This is a genomic window from Mesorhizobium sp. L-8-3, from assembly GCF_016756615.1.
In the GTDB taxonomy this organism is placed as follows: Bacteria; Pseudomonadota; Alphaproteobacteria; order Rhizobiales; family Rhizobiaceae.
The window spans coordinates 6,736,218-6,752,892 of the sequence record NZ_AP023262.1 but is presented as its reverse complement, the minus strand read 5'-3'; the positions used below and the strand labels follow the sequence as shown (position 1 = coordinate 6,752,892).

The 16,675-nt window shown below is 64.8% G+C and carries 15 protein-coding genes; 8 read left to right on the top strand and 7 right to left on the bottom strand.

Annotation, left to right across the window (positions count from 1 at the left end; genetic code table 11):
* Positions 1-163 precede the first annotated feature (163 nt).
* From JN302_RS31390 to JN302_RS31380, 3 genes are read right to left on the bottom strand one after another with little or no spacing between them, the layout of a single operon-like run.
* Positions 164-874 (bottom strand): ABC transporter ATP-binding protein, encoded by a 711-nt coding sequence (locus JN302_RS31390; RefSeq protein ID WP_202308279.1) that lies wholly within the window; start codon positions 872-874, stop codon positions 164-166.
* Entirely contained in the window at positions 871-2,634 is a 1,764-nt protein-coding gene (locus JN302_RS31385) for a branched-chain amino acid ABC transporter ATP-binding protein/permease (RefSeq protein WP_202308278.1), read from the bottom strand. Before JN302_RS31385 ends, JN302_RS31390 begins: the two co-directional genes overlap by 4 nt.
* A gap of 1 nt (position 2,635) precedes the next feature.
* Positions 2,636-3,670 (bottom strand): branched-chain amino acid ABC transporter permease, encoded by a 1,035-nt coding sequence (locus tag JN302_RS31380; protein ID WP_202308277.1) that lies wholly within the window; start codon positions 3,668-3,670, stop codon positions 2,636-2,638.
* A gap of 124 nt (positions 3,671-3,794) precedes the next feature.
* Here JN302_RS31380 and JN302_RS31375 point away from each other — a divergent pair, with 124 nt between their 5' ends.
* The 4 genes from JN302_RS31375 (at position 3,795) to JN302_RS31360 (ending at position 8,014) form a co-directional block, all read left to right on the top strand.
* Complete coding sequence (locus JN302_RS31375; RefSeq protein WP_202308275.1) at positions 3,795-4,280, top strand: MarR family winged helix-turn-helix transcriptional regulator; 486 nt, start codon at positions 3,795-3,797, stop codon at positions 4,278-4,280.
* A gap of 42 nt (positions 4,281-4,322) precedes the next feature.
* Positions 4,323-5,129, top strand: coding sequence for a crotonase/enoyl-CoA hydratase family protein (locus JN302_RS31370; protein WP_202330285.1), 807 nt, complete (start codon positions 4,323-4,325; stop codon positions 5,127-5,129).
* Between the two features lie 128 nt (positions 5,130-5,257).
* Positions 5,258-7,108 carry a feruloyl-CoA synthase gene (locus tag JN302_RS31365; protein ID WP_202330284.1) on the top strand — a complete coding sequence of 617 codons (1,851 nt, stop codon included), beginning with the start codon at positions 5,258-5,260 and terminating at the stop codon, positions 7,106-7,108.
* Positions 7,109-7,126: 18 nt separating this feature from the next.
* Complete coding sequence (locus tag JN302_RS31360; protein ID WP_202330283.1) at positions 7,127-8,014, top strand: amidohydrolase family protein; 888 nt, start codon at positions 7,127-7,129, stop codon at positions 8,012-8,014.
* 341 nt (positions 8,015-8,355) lie between these two features.
* Here JN302_RS31360 and JN302_RS31355 read toward each other — a convergent pair whose 3' ends face one another.
* The 4 genes from JN302_RS31355 to JN302_RS31340 all read right to left on the bottom strand — a co-directional run bounded on the left by JN302_RS31355 (position 8,356) and on the right by JN302_RS31340 (position 11,191).
* Positions 8,356-8,712, bottom strand: a complete 357-nt coding sequence (locus JN302_RS31355; RefSeq protein ID WP_202330282.1) for a type II toxin-antitoxin system RelE/ParE family toxin — start codon at positions 8,710-8,712, stop codon at positions 8,356-8,358.
* Positions 8,713-8,714: 2 nt separating this feature from the next.
* Positions 8,715-8,975, bottom strand: coding sequence for a ribbon-helix-helix domain-containing protein (locus JN302_RS31350; RefSeq protein ID WP_202308267.1), 261 nt, complete (start codon positions 8,973-8,975; stop codon positions 8,715-8,717).
* A gap of 105 nt (positions 8,976-9,080) precedes the next feature.
* Positions 9,081-9,779, bottom strand: a complete 699-nt coding sequence (locus JN302_RS31345) for an SDR family NAD(P)-dependent oxidoreductase (protein ID WP_202330281.1) — start codon at positions 9,777-9,779, stop codon at positions 9,081-9,083.
* 20 nt (positions 9,780-9,799) lie between these two features.
* Entirely contained in the window at positions 9,800-11,191 is a 1,392-nt protein-coding gene (locus JN302_RS31340; RefSeq protein ID WP_202308265.1) for an aspartate aminotransferase family protein, read from the bottom strand.
* Positions 11,192-11,547: 356 nt separating this feature from the next.
* On the opposite strand from JN302_RS31340, the gene lhgO reads away from it, so the two are divergent.
* The 4 genes from lhgO to JN302_RS31320 all read left to right on the top strand — a co-directional run bounded on the left by lhgO (position 11,548) and on the right by JN302_RS31320 (position 16,631).
* Entirely contained in the window at positions 11,548-12,753 is a 1,206-nt protein-coding gene (gene lhgO / locus JN302_RS31335; RefSeq protein ID WP_202330280.1) for an L-2-hydroxyglutarate oxidase, read from the top strand.
* Positions 12,754-13,427: 674 nt separating this feature from the next.
* Positions 13,428-14,366 (top strand): LysR family transcriptional regulator, encoded by a 939-nt coding sequence (locus JN302_RS31330; protein WP_202308263.1) that lies wholly within the window; start codon positions 13,428-13,430, stop codon positions 14,364-14,366.
* Positions 14,367-14,585: 219 nt separating this feature from the next.
* Positions 14,586-15,428, top strand: a complete 843-nt coding sequence (locus tag JN302_RS31325; RefSeq protein ID WP_202330279.1) for a shikimate dehydrogenase family protein — start codon at positions 14,586-14,588, stop codon at positions 15,426-15,428.
* 69 nt (positions 15,429-15,497) lie between these two features.
* Complete coding sequence (locus JN302_RS31320; RefSeq protein ID WP_202330278.1) at positions 15,498-16,631, top strand: ABC transporter substrate-binding protein; 1,134 nt, start codon at positions 15,498-15,500, stop codon at positions 16,629-16,631.
* The last annotated feature ends 44 nt before the right edge of the window (positions 16,632-16,675 follow it).

Below are 16,675 nucleotides of genomic sequence, written 5' to 3'. Positions count from 1 at the left end.
GCACTGCAGGGCCCTCCGCAGGAACGGAATGCAATGGGTTCTCGGCCGCCGTTGGCTTCGACTTGCGCGCGCGGACCCGAGGCGCCATCAAACTCCCCGTCGCAGCCGGTCGCCCGGCGGCGACGAAGCCGGCTCCCTTAAGCGGCGAGACGCGTCCAGACCCTCATTCGCCCCCGAGATAGCTCCCCATGAGCGCGGGGTCGACGGCAAGTTCGGCCGCAGGTCCGGATCGCTTTATCTCGCCGAGTTCGACGAGATGGCCCTCGTCGGCGATCTCCAATGCGGCCCGCGCGTTCTGCTCGACCAGCAGGATCGACACGCCAGAGGAACGCAGCTCCGACACGATTGCGAGAATCTCCGCGACGATCTTCGGCGCAAGTCCGAGGCTGGGTTCGTCGAGCAGCAGGAGACGCGGCCTGCTCATCAGGGCGCGCCCCAGCGCCAGCATCTGACGCTCGCCCCCGGAAAGCGTTCCGGCGAGCTGCCGGCGGCGCTCCGCCAGGCGCGGAAAACGCTTGTAGACGTCGCCGAGCATGTCTCCCCGTTCCGCGGCTGTCCGCAGGAAGCCGCCGAGCTCGAGATTGTCTTCGACCGTCATGGTCGAGAAGAGCTCACGCCGTTCAGGAACAAGGCACATGCCGGCGGAAACCCTGGCCTCGACGGAGCGGGGTGCCGGGCGGCCGTCGTAAAGCACTGTCCCGGAGCAGGGGACCACGCCCATCACGGCATTGAGCAACGTCGTCTTGCCGGCGCCGTTTGCCCCGATCACCGTGACGATGCTGCCCGCATCCATCCCGAGCGAAATGCCGTGCAGGATCTCCGCGTGGCCGTAAGAGACGCGAATGTCCTTGACCTCGAGCAGCCGACCGCTCACGCGACGCCTCCCAGATAGGCAGCGATCACGGCTGGGTGCCTGCGCACTTCCGCAGGCGTGCCTTCGGCGATCAGCGTACCGAAATCCATCACCACGACACGGTTCACCAGCCCCATGACGAAGCTCATGTCGTGCTCCACGAGAAGCACGGCCATGCCTTCGCTGCGCAATCTGGACAGAAGCGCCGAAAGCGCCTGCTTTTCCCCGTGGCGCAGCCCGGCAGCGGGCTCGTCGAGCAGCAGCACGGTGGGATCGAGCGCCAGCGCGCGGGCGATCTCGAGTATGCGGATCTGTCCGAGCGCGAGGTCGCCGGCCGGGCGGTTCCTGTGCTCGGCCAGCCCGACACGCTCGAGCTGGCGCTCCGCTTCGGCGAGCAGCAGCGTTTCCTCCTTCCGGTCGAGGCGCAGCAGGCTGCGCACCACCCCCGCCGAGCCGCGCAGATTCGCGCCGAGCGCGACATTCTCCAGCACGGTCATGTCAGGCAGGATCTTGGCGTGTTGGAATGTGCGCGCGACCCCCAGGCGAGCGATCGCGCCCGGACTGCGCCGTCCTTCCTTCCGGCCACCGAAGGCGACCCTGCCGCCGGTGAGGGCGAGCATTCCGGTGATCAGGTCGAAGGTGGTACTCTTGCCCGCACCGTTCGGGCCGATCAGGCCGACAATCTCGCCGGCCTTCACGTCGAAGCTCAGATCGTTGACTGCGACAAGGCCGCCGAAGGCCTTGCGCACTTTCTCGACCCGAATGAGAGGGCCTTGCGCCGGCACCGCATCGCGCCGGCCGGGAAGCGCTCCTTGCGATGCGGCAACCTGCACGCGGCTGCGCGTCGGTGCCAGCCGCAGCAGGAGGGGCCAAAGCCCTTCGCGCGCGAATTGCAGCATCGCCACCAGCAGCATGCCGAACAGGATCATCTCGAAATTGCCCGTGGCTCCGAGAAGCCCGGGCAGGATCCGCTGCAGGATCTCCTTGAGGATCAGCACGATGGCTGCGCCGAAAACGGCGCCCCAGACATGGCCGGCGCCGCCGATGACGGCCATGAGCAGATATTCGATGCCCATGTTGAGCCCAAAGGGTGTTGGATTGACCGTCCGCTGCATATGCGCATAGAGCCAGCCTGACAGCGCCGCCACCACCGCCGCGAAGATGAAGACGGTGAGCTTGGCCCGCACGATATCCACACCGAAGGCTTCGGCCGCCCGGCGGCCGCCGCGCAACGCCCTTATGCCGCGTCCGACCCGGGAATCCAGGAGGTTGCGGGCGCCGAGCGCCGTGGCGATGACGAAGGCCCAGATCAGATAGAAGATCGACTGGCCGCTGATGAAGCGATGGCCGGCGAGCTCGATCGGGGGTATGCCGGAGATGCCGTCGAAGCGGCCGAGCATCTCGATCTGGCCGAACAGGTAGTAGAGCGCGATGCCCCAGGCGATGGTTCCCAGCGGCAGATAATGGCCGGAAAGGCGCACGGTGATCAGCCCGAGCGGCAGGGCCGCCGCCGCGCCCACGAGCAGGGAGAACGGCAGGGTCGCCCAGGGGGAGAAGCCGTAGGCGGTGGTCAGCACCGCGGTCGTGTAGGCGCCGAAGCCGCAGAAAGCGGCCTGGCCGAAGGAGGTCAGTCCTCCGACGCCGGTCAGAAGGACGAGCCCGATCGCCACCAGCGACGCCAGTCCGATATTGTTGATCAGCGTGATCCAGAAGGGGGGCACGGGCAGGAGTGGGATCGCCGCAAGGACGGCGATCGCGAGAAGTCCCGGAATCCGGCGCATCCTATTCCTCCTCATGCTCGCCGGCCGCAATGGAGCGCCACAGCAGGAAGGGAATGATCAGGGCGAAGACGATGATCTCCTTGTAGCTGCTGGCGAAGAAGGAGGCAAAAGCCTCGACCAGCCCGACGCCGAGGGCTGCGAGCGCGGTGACCGGGAAACTCGCCAGTCCGCCGAGGATGGCTCCCACGAACCCCTTGAGCCCCATCAGGAAGCCCGTGTCGTAATAGATCGTCGTGACCGGCGAGATGAGCACGCCGGAAACGGCGCCGATGATCGCGGCGAGGACGAAGGCCGTGCCGCCGGTCAACTGGGTAGGGATGCCGACGAGGCGCGCGCCCAGCCGGTTGGCGGCCGTCGCCCTCAGTGCCTTGCCGAGGATGGTCTTCTCGAAGAACACATAGAGTCCGACCATGACCGCGATCGTGGTGCCGTAGATCCACAGGCTCTGCGCCGAGACGGGGAGAAAGCCGAGAGCGTAGCTGCCCGCCGCGAGCGGCCGGCCGCGCAGTCCTTCCGCGCCGAAAAAGAAGAGGCCGAGCCCCATCATGGCCAGATGTACGCCGACCGAGGTGATCAGCAGTACCAGCACCGAGGCATCGGCGAGTGGACGATAGGCGATGCGATAGAGGTATGCGCCCATCGGGGCGATCAGCAGTATCGTCAGCAACGCCTTGCCGACTGGCGCGAGTCCGACCGGAGCGAGCAGAATGAGGACGCAGTAGATCGCCGCGGGAAGCGCGAGGTTCAAGAGCACGCTTCGTAGCAGTGCCCGGATCTGCAGTTCGCCTCGTGCATCCCACAGATCGAGCAGCAAGGCGGCGACGCCGAAGCAAAGCAGCAGCGTGGCCGTTCCGGGCAAGCGGCCCGCATCAAGGCTGGCAAGGGTGAGAGCGCCATAAGTGACGAATTCGCCCTGCGGAATGAAGATGACGCGCGTTACCGAAAAGACGAGGACGAGGGCCAGGCCGAGCAGCGCATAGATGGCGCCGTTGGTCACACCGTCCTGGACCAGGAACGCAAGAACGACTGGGTCCACGCTCTTTCTCCTCCCGAGGTCGTGGCCGGAGGGGTTGAAGTTCTACCCCTTGGATTGTAATATCGTATAACTATCTTGCGGGCAAAGCCAAGAGGCTGCTTGGACGAAAAATGGAGGAACGTTCTTGTCGGACCACGGTACAATCGAGCAGAGACCGACAAGCCGCGACTCCTCTGCGCCGCGCCTCGATCCCCTGCCGTCCTTCGTCGGCTATATGCTGCGCCGCGCCCAGCTGATGGTCTTCGAGGATTTTATCGGCACTATGGCGGCGGTCGGCCTGAGGCCCGCTTCCTTCAGCGTGCTTTGCGTTGTCAACGCCAATCCGGGCTTGACCCAGACCGCGGTGAGCGAAGCTCTTGGACTTCAGCGCACCAATCTCGTGCCGATCATCGACACCTTGGAGAAACGCGGTCTTGCCCGCCGCGAGCCCGCGCTGAACGATCGCCGCTCCCACGCCTTGTTCCTCACCGACGCCGGTGAAAGGTTGCTCGCCGAGGCCATGGGTCTGCAGGCCGAACATGAGAGCCGCGTGCTCGCCCGGCTCCAGCCGAAAGAGCGCGACCAACTCCTCCACCTGCTCCATAGCATGCTGGGCGATGGCGGAGCGTGAGGGGTTGCGAGATTTGCAGTTTAGTTATAACACATAACAATAATGGCTGATCGAGCGAACACAGTGAAGATACCGGACGAACGACCCGTCACCGTCGAGATCGTGGACGCGATCGCGGTCGTGCGCCTGACGCGACCGCGCAAGCGCAATGCGCTGAACGAAGCCTCCATGCTTGCTCTGGAAGATGCCTTCGCGTCCTTCCCGAGCGCGGTGAAGGTGGCCGTGCTGCTCGGCGAGGGCGAGCATTTCTGCGCCGGCCTCGACCTCTCGGACCTGGTCGAAACCGAGATTCCACAAGCCATCCAGCATTCGCGCATGTGGCACCGCGTCACCGAGGCGATCGAGTTCGGTCCCGTGCCGGTCGTGTCCGCGCTGCATGGGGCCGTCATCGGCGGCGGCATGGAACTCGCCAGCGCCACCCATGTGCGCGTCGCCGACCGCACGGCCTATTACGCGCTGCCCGAGGGTCAGCGCGGCATCTATGTGGGCGGCGGCGGTTCCGTCAGGCTGCCGCGGCTCATCGGCACCTCGCGCATGATGGAGATGATGCTGACCGGCCGCACGCTTTCGGCGGAGGAGGGCGAGCGGCTCGGCCTGTCGCACTATCTGGTCGAGCCCGGCAAGGCGGAAGCCAAGGCATTCGAACTCGCCGCGGCGGTCGCACGCAATGCGACGATGACCAATTTCGCCCTGATACATGGGCTGCCGCGCATCGCGGATGCCGACCGCTCGACAGGTTATCTGGTGGAGGCGCTGCTTTCTTCCATCGCTCAGGACGACCGGGAGGCCAAGCAGCGATTGCAGGACTTTCTCGCCAAAAGAGCGCCGAAGATTTCCCATAGAGGTTAGGCCAAAGCAGATTCCGGAAACGTGTCCCACGGTTTTCCGACAAGAATCTGCAACAAAACAAAGGCCTGAGCAGACCATTCGTTGGCTTGCCAAGGAATGTCTGCTTGGGACGGCAGGGAGGGCCGGACATGCTGGACAAGAGAACGCAAGGTGGAGATCCCGGCTGGCTGCCGGTGTCGCTCGGCAGGAACAGCGTCGACTTCACATATGGGCCGGACGGCGTCGTCCATGTCAGGCCGACGAAGCCGTTGCCGTCCTATCCCGACAGGCTGACCGATCGGCTCGTTCATTGGGCGGAGGTTGCGCCCGACCGCGTCTACATGGCCGAACGCGAGCCCGCCGGCGGCTGGCGCGAGATCACCTACGGTCAGGCATTGGCGCATGCGCGAGCCGTCGCTTCGGCACTCGTGGCGCGCGGGCTTTCGGCGGAGCGGCCGGTGGCGATCCTGTCGGGCAATGACCTCGACCACGCAATGCTGGTGTTGGGCTGCCTTTATGCCGGCATTCCCTTCGCCGCCATCTCGCCTGCCTATTCGACGGTCTCGACCGACTTTGACAAGCTTCGCTACATCATGGGCAAGCTGACGCCGGGTCTCGTCTTCGCGGCAAATGCGGAGGCCTATGGTCTTGCGCTCGAGGCGGTGGTTCCCGCCGATGCCGAGGTCGTGCTGAGCAAGCCTGAGTGGCATCGGGCGGCGACGCCCTTTTCCGATCTCCTGGCGACGCAAGCCGGCGACGCTGCGGAGACCGCACACCGGATGGTGGGGCCCGATACGATTGCCAAGTTCCTCTATACTTCAGGTTCGACAGGCAATCCGAAGGGCGTCGTCACGACGCAGCGCATGCTCTGCTCCAACCAGGTGATGCTGCGCGAAACCCTCGCCTTCGTGAAGGACGAGCCGCCGGTGCTGATCGACTGGCTGCCCTGGAACCACGTCTTCGGCGGCAGCCATAATTGCGGGCTGGTGCTCTACAATGGCGGTTCGCTCTACATCGACGGCGGCAAGCCGACGCCGGCCGGCATTCCGGAAACGTTGCGCAATCTGCGCGAGATCGCGCCCACCATCTATTTCAATGTGCCGAAAGGGTTCGAGGAACTCGTTCCGCGCCTCGAGGCGGACGACACCCTTCGCGAGCAGTTCTTCTCGCGGCTCAAGATGCTGTTCTTCGCCGGCGCCGGCATTTCCCCCGTGGTCTGGAAGGCCATGGAGGATCTTGCCGTGCAGACCATCGGCCGCCGGATTCCGATCCTGACAGGGCTCGGCGCCACCGAGACCGCGCCCTTCGCCATGGTCTGCGACCTCGAACACGCCGGCGCGGCGCGTGTCGGTCTTCCCGTTCCCGGTGTCGAGCTGAAGCTGGTGCCCGTCAACGGCAAGATGGAGGCGCGGGTGAGGGCGCCCAGCGTCACGCCGGGCTATTGGCGCGAGCCGGAGCTGTCTTCGGCTGCCTTCGACGGCGAAGGCTACTATCGTCTCGGCGATGCGCTGCGGTTGGCCGACGAGGCCGATCCCGCCAAGGGTTATGTCTTCGACGGGCGCATCAATGAGGATTTCAAGCTCTCCTCCGGTACGTGGGTGAGCGTCGGCCCGCTGCGCGCCGATCTCGTTTCCCGTTTCGCGCCGTTTGCCCGCGACGTGATCGTCGCCGGCTTGAACCGGGACGACATCACCCTCCTGATCTTTCCCGATTTCCAGGCGCTGGCGCCCGTCGCGCCAGGCCTTTCCGGCGAAGCGCTGCTTGCCGATCAGAGGGTTCGTGCGGTTTTCCGGGAAAAGCTCGCCGCTGCGGCGAAGGCCGCGACGGGCTCGTCCAATCGTGCCGCCCGCGCGCTGCTTCTTGCCGCGCCGCCCGACATCGACCGCGGCGAGCTCACCGACAAGGGCACGATCAGCCAGATGGCCGTGCTCGCCAACCGGTGCGATCTTGTCGAGGAACTCTACTCAAAGCCCTATTCGCCGCGCGTCCTGGTCGCCTGAGTTCACGAGGAGAGACCGATGATCAACCCCGACGACGTTGTCGCCATAGATATCCACACCCATGCCGAGGAGCCCTGCGGCACGCATCCCGACGACGGCTACGACGATTTCCAGGCGGCGATGGCGAAATATTTCAAGTCACCGCACGCCCATCCGCCGACGGTTCCGGAGACGGCCGCCTACTATCGCGAGCGCAACATCGCCTGCGTGATCTTTCCCGTCGATGCGGAGCGGGAGACCGGCTTCCGCCGCTACAAGAACGAGGAGATGGCCGAGCTCGCCGCCGAAAACAGCGACGTGCTCATTCCCTTCGCCTCGATCGATCCGGCCAAGGGCAGGCTCGGCGCCCGCGAGGCGAGGCGCCTGGTCGAGAGCTTCGGCATTCGCGGCTTCAAGTTCCACCCTTCCATGCAGGGATTCTACCCCAACGACCGCTCGGCCTATGTGCTCTACGAGGCGATCGCCGAGGCCGGCGTGCCCGCGCTTTTCCATACCGGCCAGACCGGGGTGGGGGCCGGCATGCCGGGCGGCAACGGCATCCGCCTGAAATACTCCAATCCGATGTATCTCGACGACGTGGCGACGGATTTCCCCGATATGCCCATCATCCTCGCCCATCCCTCCTTCCCCTGGCAGGAGGAGGCGCTGGCCGTCGCCACGCACAAGCCCAACGTCTATATCGACCTGTCCGGCTGGTCGCCGAAATATTTCCCCGAGATCCTCGTGCGCTATTGCAACACGCTTCTCAGGCACAAGGTGCTGTTCGGCTCCGACTGGCCGGTGATCACGCCCGATCGCTGGCTCGCCGACTTCGAGAAGATCGACATCAAGCCCGAGGTGCGTCCTCTTATCCTCAAGCAGAACGCGATGAAGCTGCTTGGGTTGGGAGCGGCCAAACAAGGGTGATGTCCATTCCTGGGGTTTCGGCGACCCCACCCGCAATTCGGCAGCACGGCGTGGATTGCATTCTACGAGGGCAACCTCACCAAGGGGCCGGATCATTAGGATCGATTACGCGAGATATCTCGCGCAGGGCATCCCTGGGGCGGAACTGCTGATCCTGCCTGACGTCAGTCACTCTGCGCCGCTGAAGAGGCCGGCTCAATTCAATGCCGAGTTGCTCGCTTTCCTCGACCGCATCTTCCTCCGGGAGGAATGATGGTGCCTTCCCCGGCGATGGAATCCCGCCGTCGGGGAGCGCCCGCTGAAGCGGCCGCGCCGAAGCACCAGAAAGGAAGGCCGGGAGATTATTCGTCTATCTGGCGGGAACTCAACGCCTGAAGGTCCTCGGCCAAGCGCACCGGCACGTCCATTCGGTCGTGCAGGAGGCTCAGCACACCGATCCGGTCGCCCGAGAGCTTGCGGAAGAACACATAGTGACGTTCGTAATGGCTGAAATAGGCATCTAGCTTGAGGTCGGCCGGAACCGCGAGATTGCCGGGCAATTTCCGCCAGAGGGCGGGCGTTTCCGAGAGGGTTTGCAGGTGCACGTGCAGGCCCCGGATGTAACGGGTGGCCTGCGCTTCGCCCCATTTCGCGACGGTTTCCTGCCAGATGCGATCCTGCGCGGCATCCGCCGGCGGGTAAAACAGAAATCCCGCCATGCCTATCGGGTTCGGTTTTGGTTACGTCGTATGACATCCTCGGCCGACACGGCCTTGAATTCGCTCTCGTCGGCCCTCATGCCTGGCTCGATCTGCTTCCTGAGCCAGTCCCAAGCTTCGTTACGGGTCTGCAAGTCACGCCGAATCAGCGCGCGAATGTACTCGCTCGCATTCTCATAGAGGCCGTTCTCGCCGATTTGCTGCTGGAGATGCACCCGCAGCTGTCCGCCAACCCGGACATGAATGCTACTGTCTGCGGTCATGGCCCAGCCCTTTCACTCTGTGGGGGACAATGAGCGTCGTCGCATATATTGTCAATATTTGCGACGAGCCGAAGCGGCGTTGGAACCGGCAGCAGGGCCTTTGCCTCACCACCGGATCGGCTTGTTCAGGCAGTTGACGAAATGCAGTCCGCCCGAACCCTCGCGCTGTGCGATCGTGTCGGCGATGCCGCAAACGCTGGTCGCCACGTCGAGCGGCGCGTTGCCACCGCCCATGTCGGTCCGCACCCAGCCCGGCGACATCAGGAGATAGGTCCTGCCGTCGGCCGCGTGACGGGCGGTGAAGCTCCTCATGAGCTGGTTGAGCGCCGCCTTGCTGGCGCGATAGACCTCCCAGCCGCCGCCATTGTTCCCCCCGACGCTGGCCATGTCAGACGACATGACCGCGATCGTGCCCTTGTCCTTCACCAGCGTCCAGAAAGAGGCCACCAGACGGAGCGGGGCGAGGGCGTTGGTGGTCATGACCCGCTGGAACTCGTCCGTGGCCACCGCCTCGACCGGCTCGTCGGGATCTCCGGCAATGCCGGCATTGACGAAGAGCACGTCGAGACGGCCGTCCGCCAGCCTTGCATGCAGCGCTGCCACCTGGTCGGGACGCGAGATGTCCAGCCGCTCGACCGACAGTGTTCCCGAAGTCTCGCCCGCGAGGACCGCGAGGGCGGCCTCTCCGGTCTCGTTGCGCGCGGTCGCGACGACGTCCCAGCCGCGCGCGAGATATTCCTTGGCAAGGCCGAGCCCGAGGCCGCGCGACGCCCCGACGATCAGGATGCGCCTTCGGTTCGCCATGGCGCGGCCGCTCCTTCGATCTACTTGGCCGGCACGGTCCGGCTCGCCCGGACCTCCACCGCAGCACGATCCATCGCTTCCGTCAGGCGATCGACGACCAGATCGACCTCGCGCTCGGTGATGATGAGCGGCGGCGAGAAGGCGATCGCATCGCCCATATTGCGCGAGATCACGCCAAGATCCTGCAGATAACGGTTGACCAGCGATCCGAGCGCTCCCGTCGCCCCCCAGGGCTGCCGGCTTTCCTTGTCGCCGACGAGTTCGATCGCCGCGATCAGGCCCACGCCGCGCACCTCGCCGGTAAGCTCATGGCCGGAAAGATCGCGCAGCCGCTTCTGCAGATGCGCGCCGACCACGCGCGCATTGCCGACAAGGTCGCGCTCCTCGATGATCTTCAGGTTCTCCAGCGACACCGCCGCCGCGACCGGATGGCCGCTGGCGGTGAACCCATGGCCGAGCACGCCGATGCGGCTCGATTCGTCCGCGATCGGCTCGAACACGCGATCGTTGATCAGCAGCGCCGATATCGGCATGTAGGACGAGGAGATCTGCTTCGAGAAGACCATGATGTCGGGCTTGATCGCGAAGGTCTGGCTGCCGAACATGTTGCCGGTCCGCCCGAAGCCGCAGATCACCTCGTCGGCGACCAGCAGGATGTCGTATTTGGCGAGCACCGCCTGGATCTTCTCCCAATAGCCTTCGGGCGGCACGACCACGCCGCCGGCGCCCATGACCGGCTCGCCGATGAAGGCGGCGATCGTCTCGGGCCCTTCCGCGAGGATGGTCTCTTCCAGCTCGGCCGCGAGCCGCGACGAGAAATCCTGCTCGGTCTCACCCGGCTTGGCCTCGCGCCAGAAATGCGGGCAGCCGACATGGATGATGTTGGCGAGCGGCAGGTCGAACGAGCGATGGTTGTTGGGCAGGCCGGTCAGGCTTGCCGAAGCGATCGTCACGCCGTGATAGGCGCGCTGGCGGCTGATCACCTTCTTGCGCTGCGGCTGGCCCATCGCATTCGCGCGATACCAGATGAGCTTCAGCGCCGTGTCGTTGGCTTCCGAGCCGGAATTCGTGAAATAGGCCTTGGACATCGGCACCGGCGCCATCGACACCAGCTTCTCCGCGAGGTCGATGACCGGTCCATGCGACTTGCTGGTGAAGGTGTGGTAGAAGGGCAGCCGCTCCATCTGCTTCGCCGCCGCGGCGGCCAGCCGCGGCTCGGAGAAGCCGACCGCGACGCTCCACAGCCCCGCCATGGCCTCGATATAGCGCTTGCCCTGCAGGTCCTCGACATAGACGCCGTCGCCCTTCTGGATGACGAGCGGGCCCTGCTCCTGGTGCAGCCGGGCATTGGTGTAGCTGTGCAGTTGATAGGCGATGTCACGGGCCTCTGCCGAATTCGGGCTGGCGGTCATCTGTAATCCTCGTGCTGTTCGAATGCTGGCCGACTTGAACCATTCGTTGCGGCCGGTCTCAACCCGGCTTCTGGTCGCAGGCCGCTGCGACTTGGGGACGGCCTTTGGTCGATCCCTAGCCGACCGGCCGCCCCATGGCGAGGTTCAGGCCCGGCCTTCCAGTTCGGCCAGATCGATATCCGGCCCATCTTTCCGGCGGCGGCCCGCGCCCATGCTCCGACGAACAGATGGGGCGGGAGCCGATTCCATTTGTGGCTGCGCCGCTCTAAGGTCCCGATCGGCCGCGATAGGCGCGGCGCTATTACGACATCAGGTGAATGGTCGGATGAAACGGCCGGGCGACACGGAAGGGATCCATGCTCTACGATTATTGCGTGATCGGCGGCGGCATTGTCGGGCTGTCGACCGCGATGCGGCTACTGGAGCGCCGCCCCGGTTCGAGCCTGCTCCTCGTCGAGAAGGAGAACGGGCTGGGCGAGCACCAGACCGGCCACAACAGCGGCGTCATCCATGCAGGCATCTATTATCCGCCCGGCAGCCTGAAGGCCGAGCTGTGCCGCAGGGGCGCCGAGGCCACCAAGGAATTCTGTGCCGCCAACGACATTCCCTTCGAGGTCTGCGGCAAGCTGCTCGTCGCCACCAATCCGCTGGAGGTTCAGCGGATGAATGCGCTTTATGAGCGCTCCACGGCCAATGAGATCGAGGTGGTCCCGGTGAGCGCCGGCGAACTCGCCGAGCGCGAGCCGAACATTGCCGGCCTCGGCGCCCTGTTCGTGCCGTCCACCGGCATAGTCGACTACGGCAAGGTGTGCCGGGCGACGGGCAAGACCATCGAGCGCCTCGGCGGCGAGATCCTGCTCGGCACGAAGGTGACCGGCATCCGCGAGGAGGGCGACGCCGTGACCGTGTCGTCGCCGGGCAGGAACTGGCGGGCGCGGAAGCTCGTCGTCTGCGGCGGCCTCCAGTCGGATCGGCTCGCGGTCATGGCCGGTCTTTCCATCAGCCACCGGATCGTGCCCTTCCGCGGCGAATATTTCCGCCTGCCTCGCGAGAAGAACGAGGTCGTGCGCCACCTCATCTATCCGATCCCGGATCCCGATCTGCCCTTCCTCGGCATCCACCTCACGCGGACGATCGACGGCAGCGTGACGGTCGGGCCGAATGCTGTGATCGGCTTCGGCCGGGAAACCTATCGGAAGCTGGGCATCAACCTGGCCGATCTCGTCGACTATCTCATGTATCCCGGTTTCTGGAAGACGGTGCTGAACAACAGGAAGTCCGCGGTGACCGAACTGCGCAACTCCTTGTGGAAGCCGGGTTACCTCGCCGAGTGCCGCAAATATTGCCCGAGCCTCGAGCTCTCCGATCTCCTGCCGCACAAAGCCGGCATCCGCGCCCAGGCCGTCGCCCGTGACGGCACGCTGGTCCACGACTTCCTGTTCATCGAGACCGAGCGCATGCTGCATGTCTGCAACGCGCCCTCGCCGGCGGCCACGTCGGCCATCCCCATCGCCGACCGCGTCCTCGACCGTCTGGGGGTGGAGACCGCCAAGGTCGCGTGATCAGAACATCGGACCGAAAGTGAAGGCCGGTTTCGGGAAGATCGGATGCTCGAACACGCAGATAGAATGACAGCTTTGATACCGTCGGAGCGTCTGGAGCGGACTGGCACAGCAAGGCCGCCCGCGCACGGGTAGAGGAAGCAGCAGGAGATACCCGCACCGGCATCTGGCAAGGCGAGTGTGATCTCCCTTGAGGGTGGCGGAAGACCGTGGGCGGCCGATAGGATGCTCACCTTTCCTGGTGCGCTGCCTCTTTTGGCTCGTCGGCAGCCAGATGGTAGGGCTGAATGAGAATTTCGGCCGGGATACGCCATTCACGGTTCAGCCGATAAATCATCTCCGTTGTCAGAGCCCGCCTGCGGTTCAGGATTTCGGAGGCGCGAGGGCGTGACCCAAGAAGGTCCGCGAGGGTCGCCTGGGTCAATTTTCAGCGCGGGCGCCGTAACGAGCCTTGAAGAACCGGGGGAACAGCGTCTGGTCGCTGAAGCGCCGGATGATACCGAATGCGGCCTTTCGTCATTGTGCCGGCAAGATATACGCAGGCCCGACCCGGTGGCCGATTCCTTCAGCGGGAAACCTGCCATGCGGGCGGGTGCGTTCCTGCAGGCGCGGCATTTGATCGCAAAGCAGGTAATGTATTGTTTGGGTCAAACCGGCGAGGGAGCAACAGGCCAATGCTGACGCTTCGGCAGATCGAGGTCATTCGGGCGATCATGGTGACGGGGAGCATCGCGGGTGCTGCCCGGTTGCTCAATGTCGCCGCGCCCGGCATCAGCCGCCTGATGAAATATTCCGAGGATTCCCTGGGCGTTCGCCTGTTCGATCGTCGCGCCGGACGCTACGTGCCGACGCCCCAGGCGCGCAACATCTTCGATCTTCTGGACACCGTCCACCGCAAGATCGACGACCTGCAATCGGCCGTGGCCGATCTCGGCCGGGGCAAGAGCCAGGAATTGTGCGTCGCCTCCGTGCCGAGCATCGCCAATGTCATGGTGCCGCGCGCGATCGCGGGATTGCGACGCCGCTATCCGGAACTCGGGCTCGACGTCAACATCCTCAAGATCGAGGAAGCCATCGACTATCTGCTGCTCGGGCGCGGGGAGGTCGTCGCCATATCGTCGCGCTTCGACCATCCGCTGATCGAGTTCGAGCCGCTCGCAAACGGGCGGCTGCTGTGCATCGTACCGCAGACCAGCCCGCTCGCCGCGCGAACGAAGATCACCCCGGCGGAAATGTCGGACTATCCGCTGATCGGCATCAACCCGAAGGACCCCTATGGCGCCATCATGGCGGCCATGCTCACCGATGCGGGCAAGGAATACCGGATGAACGTCAAGGCCCGCTTCGGTACCACCGTCTGCAGCCTGGTCGCAGCGGGGCTGGGCATAGCCATCATCGACGAGTTCACCGTTGCGCACGGTACGGTGCCTGGCCTGAAGAGCATCGAGATCGACGCCGACAGCAACTTCCGAACCTATGTCGCATACCGGAACGATCTGCCGCTTTCCGTCTATGCCGAGCAGTTCATCGAGCTCTTGAGGGCCGAAATGGTGAGCGTCAGTTCGATCGCCGCGAAGCAGCAGCCGCCGCGCCGACGGTCCCGCAGGGCTTAACATCATGTTATGGAAGTCGCAGAAGTTGGTACGCGATATGAATGCCGCCCCTCGCTAGTATTTCGTTGGAACTCTGAATGCAGCGGAGGAGAACGTGCAGGCATTGCGACCGCAACGTCGCGACGGTATCGCCGTTGGCGACATGGTTGCCCGTGCGACCGTGCGTGAGCGGCAACCGCTTCGCGGCCTGCCGGCTCTTTCGTTCGGCAGGGGGGCCCGATGACCGGTTTCTTCCCATCCGGCAGCACCCGGCTCTTCCCCGTCGTTGGCGATCCCGTGGCGCAGGTGAGGTCGCCCGACGCGATCACGCGGATCCTCGTCGATCGCGGCTTGGACGCCGTCGTCGTGCCGCTTCACGTCCCGATCGCCGACATAGCCGAGCTTCTGGGCGCCTTGTCGAAGGTGCGCAACGTCGGTGGCGTGCTGGTGACCGTGCCGCACAAGCGTGCGACCCTGTCACTCTGCGCGACAACGACGGAGCGGGCCGCCTTCGCCGAAGCCGTCAACGTGTTGCGTCGCACCGAGTCGGGCTGGCACGGCGACAACACCGACGGGCTCGGCTATGTGAGCGGCATCGAGCAGGAGGGCTTCACGGTCGCCGGCAAGCGGGCCCTGCTTGTCGGCTGTGGTGGTGCGGGCTCGGCGATCGCGCTGGAACTCTTGGAGCGCGGCGCAGCACTTCTTGCCATACATGACGTCGATGTTTCGCGTCGCGACGACATTCTCGCCAGACTCGGGGTTCGGTTCCCGGGCAGGGTTGTCGCCGGCAGCGCGGATCCGTCGGGTTTCGACTTTGTCGCCAATGCGACACCGATGGGAATGTCCGCGGGCGATCCGCCGCCGGTCGATCTCGACAAGCTGCAGCCATGGCAGTTCGTGGCCTGCGTCGTGACCAAGCCGGAGGTTCCGCTGCTGATCCTCGCCGCGCGGCGGCTCGGCTGCCGCACGATGACGGGTACCGGAATGTTCGATGCGCAGGCTGAGACGCTCGCGGATTTTCTTCTCGGGGAAGGTTCCGGGCGTGCGTTTTCGGCAGGGCAGGATATGAGTTTTGTCTCCTGAACATCTGGTTGGGTGGCGCTTGATGGAGACGGCGTCGCAAGGCCCAATTGCTTCTATGGGAGGACTTTGATGTACCGCAGATCCATACTCGCACTCTCGACCGCACTGGCCATGCTTGGTGCGGCCCAGGCTCAGGAGACGGTCAAGGTCGGCATGGTCGCCGAGCTTTCCGGCGCCGGCGCTCCGTCGGGCACCAACTGGCGCGACGGCATCAAGATTGCCGTCGAGGAGATCAACGCTGAGGGCGGCATTCTCGGCAATCAGGTCGAGGTCACGGAATACGACACCCAGACCGACCCGCAAGTGTCGCGCGCGCTCGTCCAGAAGGCTATCGATGAAGGTGCCTACGCGATATGGGGCACGATCTATTCGGGCTCGACCATGGTCAACATGCTGGTTGCCCAGCAGAACAGCACGCCGCAATTCGTCGGCTCGGAAGCGCCCGGCGTCGTGGAGAAAGGCAATCCCTTCATTTTCCGCACCTCTTCGGGCGCCCAGAAAGGCCTTCCCGCCCTCACGCCCTATTTCACCGACACGCTGAAGGCCAAGAAGGTCGGCGTCGCCTGGGTCAACAACGAGTTCGGCAAGGGCGGACACGACGTTTTCCTGGCCGAGATGCAGAAAGCCGGCATCGAGGTCGTCGCCGACGTGCCGTCCGAGCAGGCCCAGACGGACTATGCGGCAGATGTCTCGAAGCTCAAGGAGGCGAAACCCGACGCCGTGTTCGTCTATATGAACCAGGAGGAGTCGGCCCGCTTCCTGATCGAGGCGAAGAAGCAGGGGCTCGCCATGCCGCTCGTCGGCGAAGTGACCCTCACGGAAGCCAAGGTCATCGAGCTCGCCGGAGGTGCCGCCGAAGGCGCGATCGCCCAAGTCGGCGTCACCGCGACGGCGACGGACGTGCCCGGCATCGGCGCCTTCGCCAAGAAGTTCGAAGAGGCCTTCAAGCGCAAACCTACGCATGACGCGATCAAGGGTTATGTCGGCGCCTGGACAACGAAATATGTCACCGACATGGTCGGCGAGTTGGACGGCGAGAAATTCTCCGAGAAGATGCACGGCCTTTGCCTCAAAGTCGCGGATCACCCGAAGATCCTGCTTGACACCTGCTGGGACGAGCGTGGCGAGATGTCCCGCCCGAGCTTCATGGTGCAGGTGAAGGACGGCGCGCCGGTCGTGATCGGCACGGTTCCCGCCAACTGATCACGGTCAACCGATCGCCGCGGCGGCCTTGATCGCCGCGGCTA

Bases quoted from the DNA above. Each gene is read 5' to 3' on its own strand.
- JN302_RS31385 (WP_202308278.1), bottom strand. From the start codon at position 2,634: ATGCGCCGGATTCCGGGACTTCTCGCGATCGCCGTCCTTGCGGCGATC.
- JN302_RS31370 (WP_202330285.1), top strand. From the start codon at position 4,323: ATGGCTGATCGAGCGAACACAGTGAAGATACCGGACGAACGACCCGTC.
- JN302_RS31365 (WP_202330284.1), top strand. From the start codon at position 5,258: ATGCTGGACAAGAGAACGCAAGGTGGAGATCCCGGCTGGCTGCCGGTG.
- JN302_RS31360 (WP_202330283.1), top strand. From the start codon at position 7,127: ATGATCAACCCCGACGACGTTGTCGCCATAGATATCCACACCCATGCC.
- JN302_RS31355 (WP_202330282.1), bottom strand. From the start codon at position 8,712: ATGGCGGGATTTCTGTTTTACCCGCCGGCGGATGCCGCGCAGGATCGC.
- JN302_RS31350 (WP_202308267.1), bottom strand. From the start codon at position 8,975: ATGACCGCAGACAGTAGCATTCATGTCCGGGTTGGCGGACAGCTGCGG.
- JN302_RS31345 (WP_202330281.1), bottom strand. From the start codon at position 9,779: ATGGCGAACCGAAGGCGCATCCTGATCGTCGGGGCGTCGCGCGGCCTC.
- JN302_RS31340 (WP_202308265.1), bottom strand. From the start codon at position 11,191: ATGACCGCCAGCCCGAATTCGGCAGAGGCCCGTGACATCGCCTATCAA.
- lhgO (WP_202330280.1), top strand. From the start codon at position 11,548: ATGCTCTACGATTATTGCGTGATCGGCGGCGGCATTGTCGGGCTGTCG.
- JN302_RS31330 (WP_202308263.1), top strand. From the start codon at position 13,428: ATGCTGACGCTTCGGCAGATCGAGGTCATTCGGGCGATCATGGTGACG.
- JN302_RS31325 (WP_202330279.1), top strand. From the start codon at position 14,586: ATGACCGGTTTCTTCCCATCCGGCAGCACCCGGCTCTTCCCCGTCGTT.
- JN302_RS31320 (WP_202330278.1), top strand. From the start codon at position 15,498: ATGTACCGCAGATCCATACTCGCACTCTCGACCGCACTGGCCATGCTT.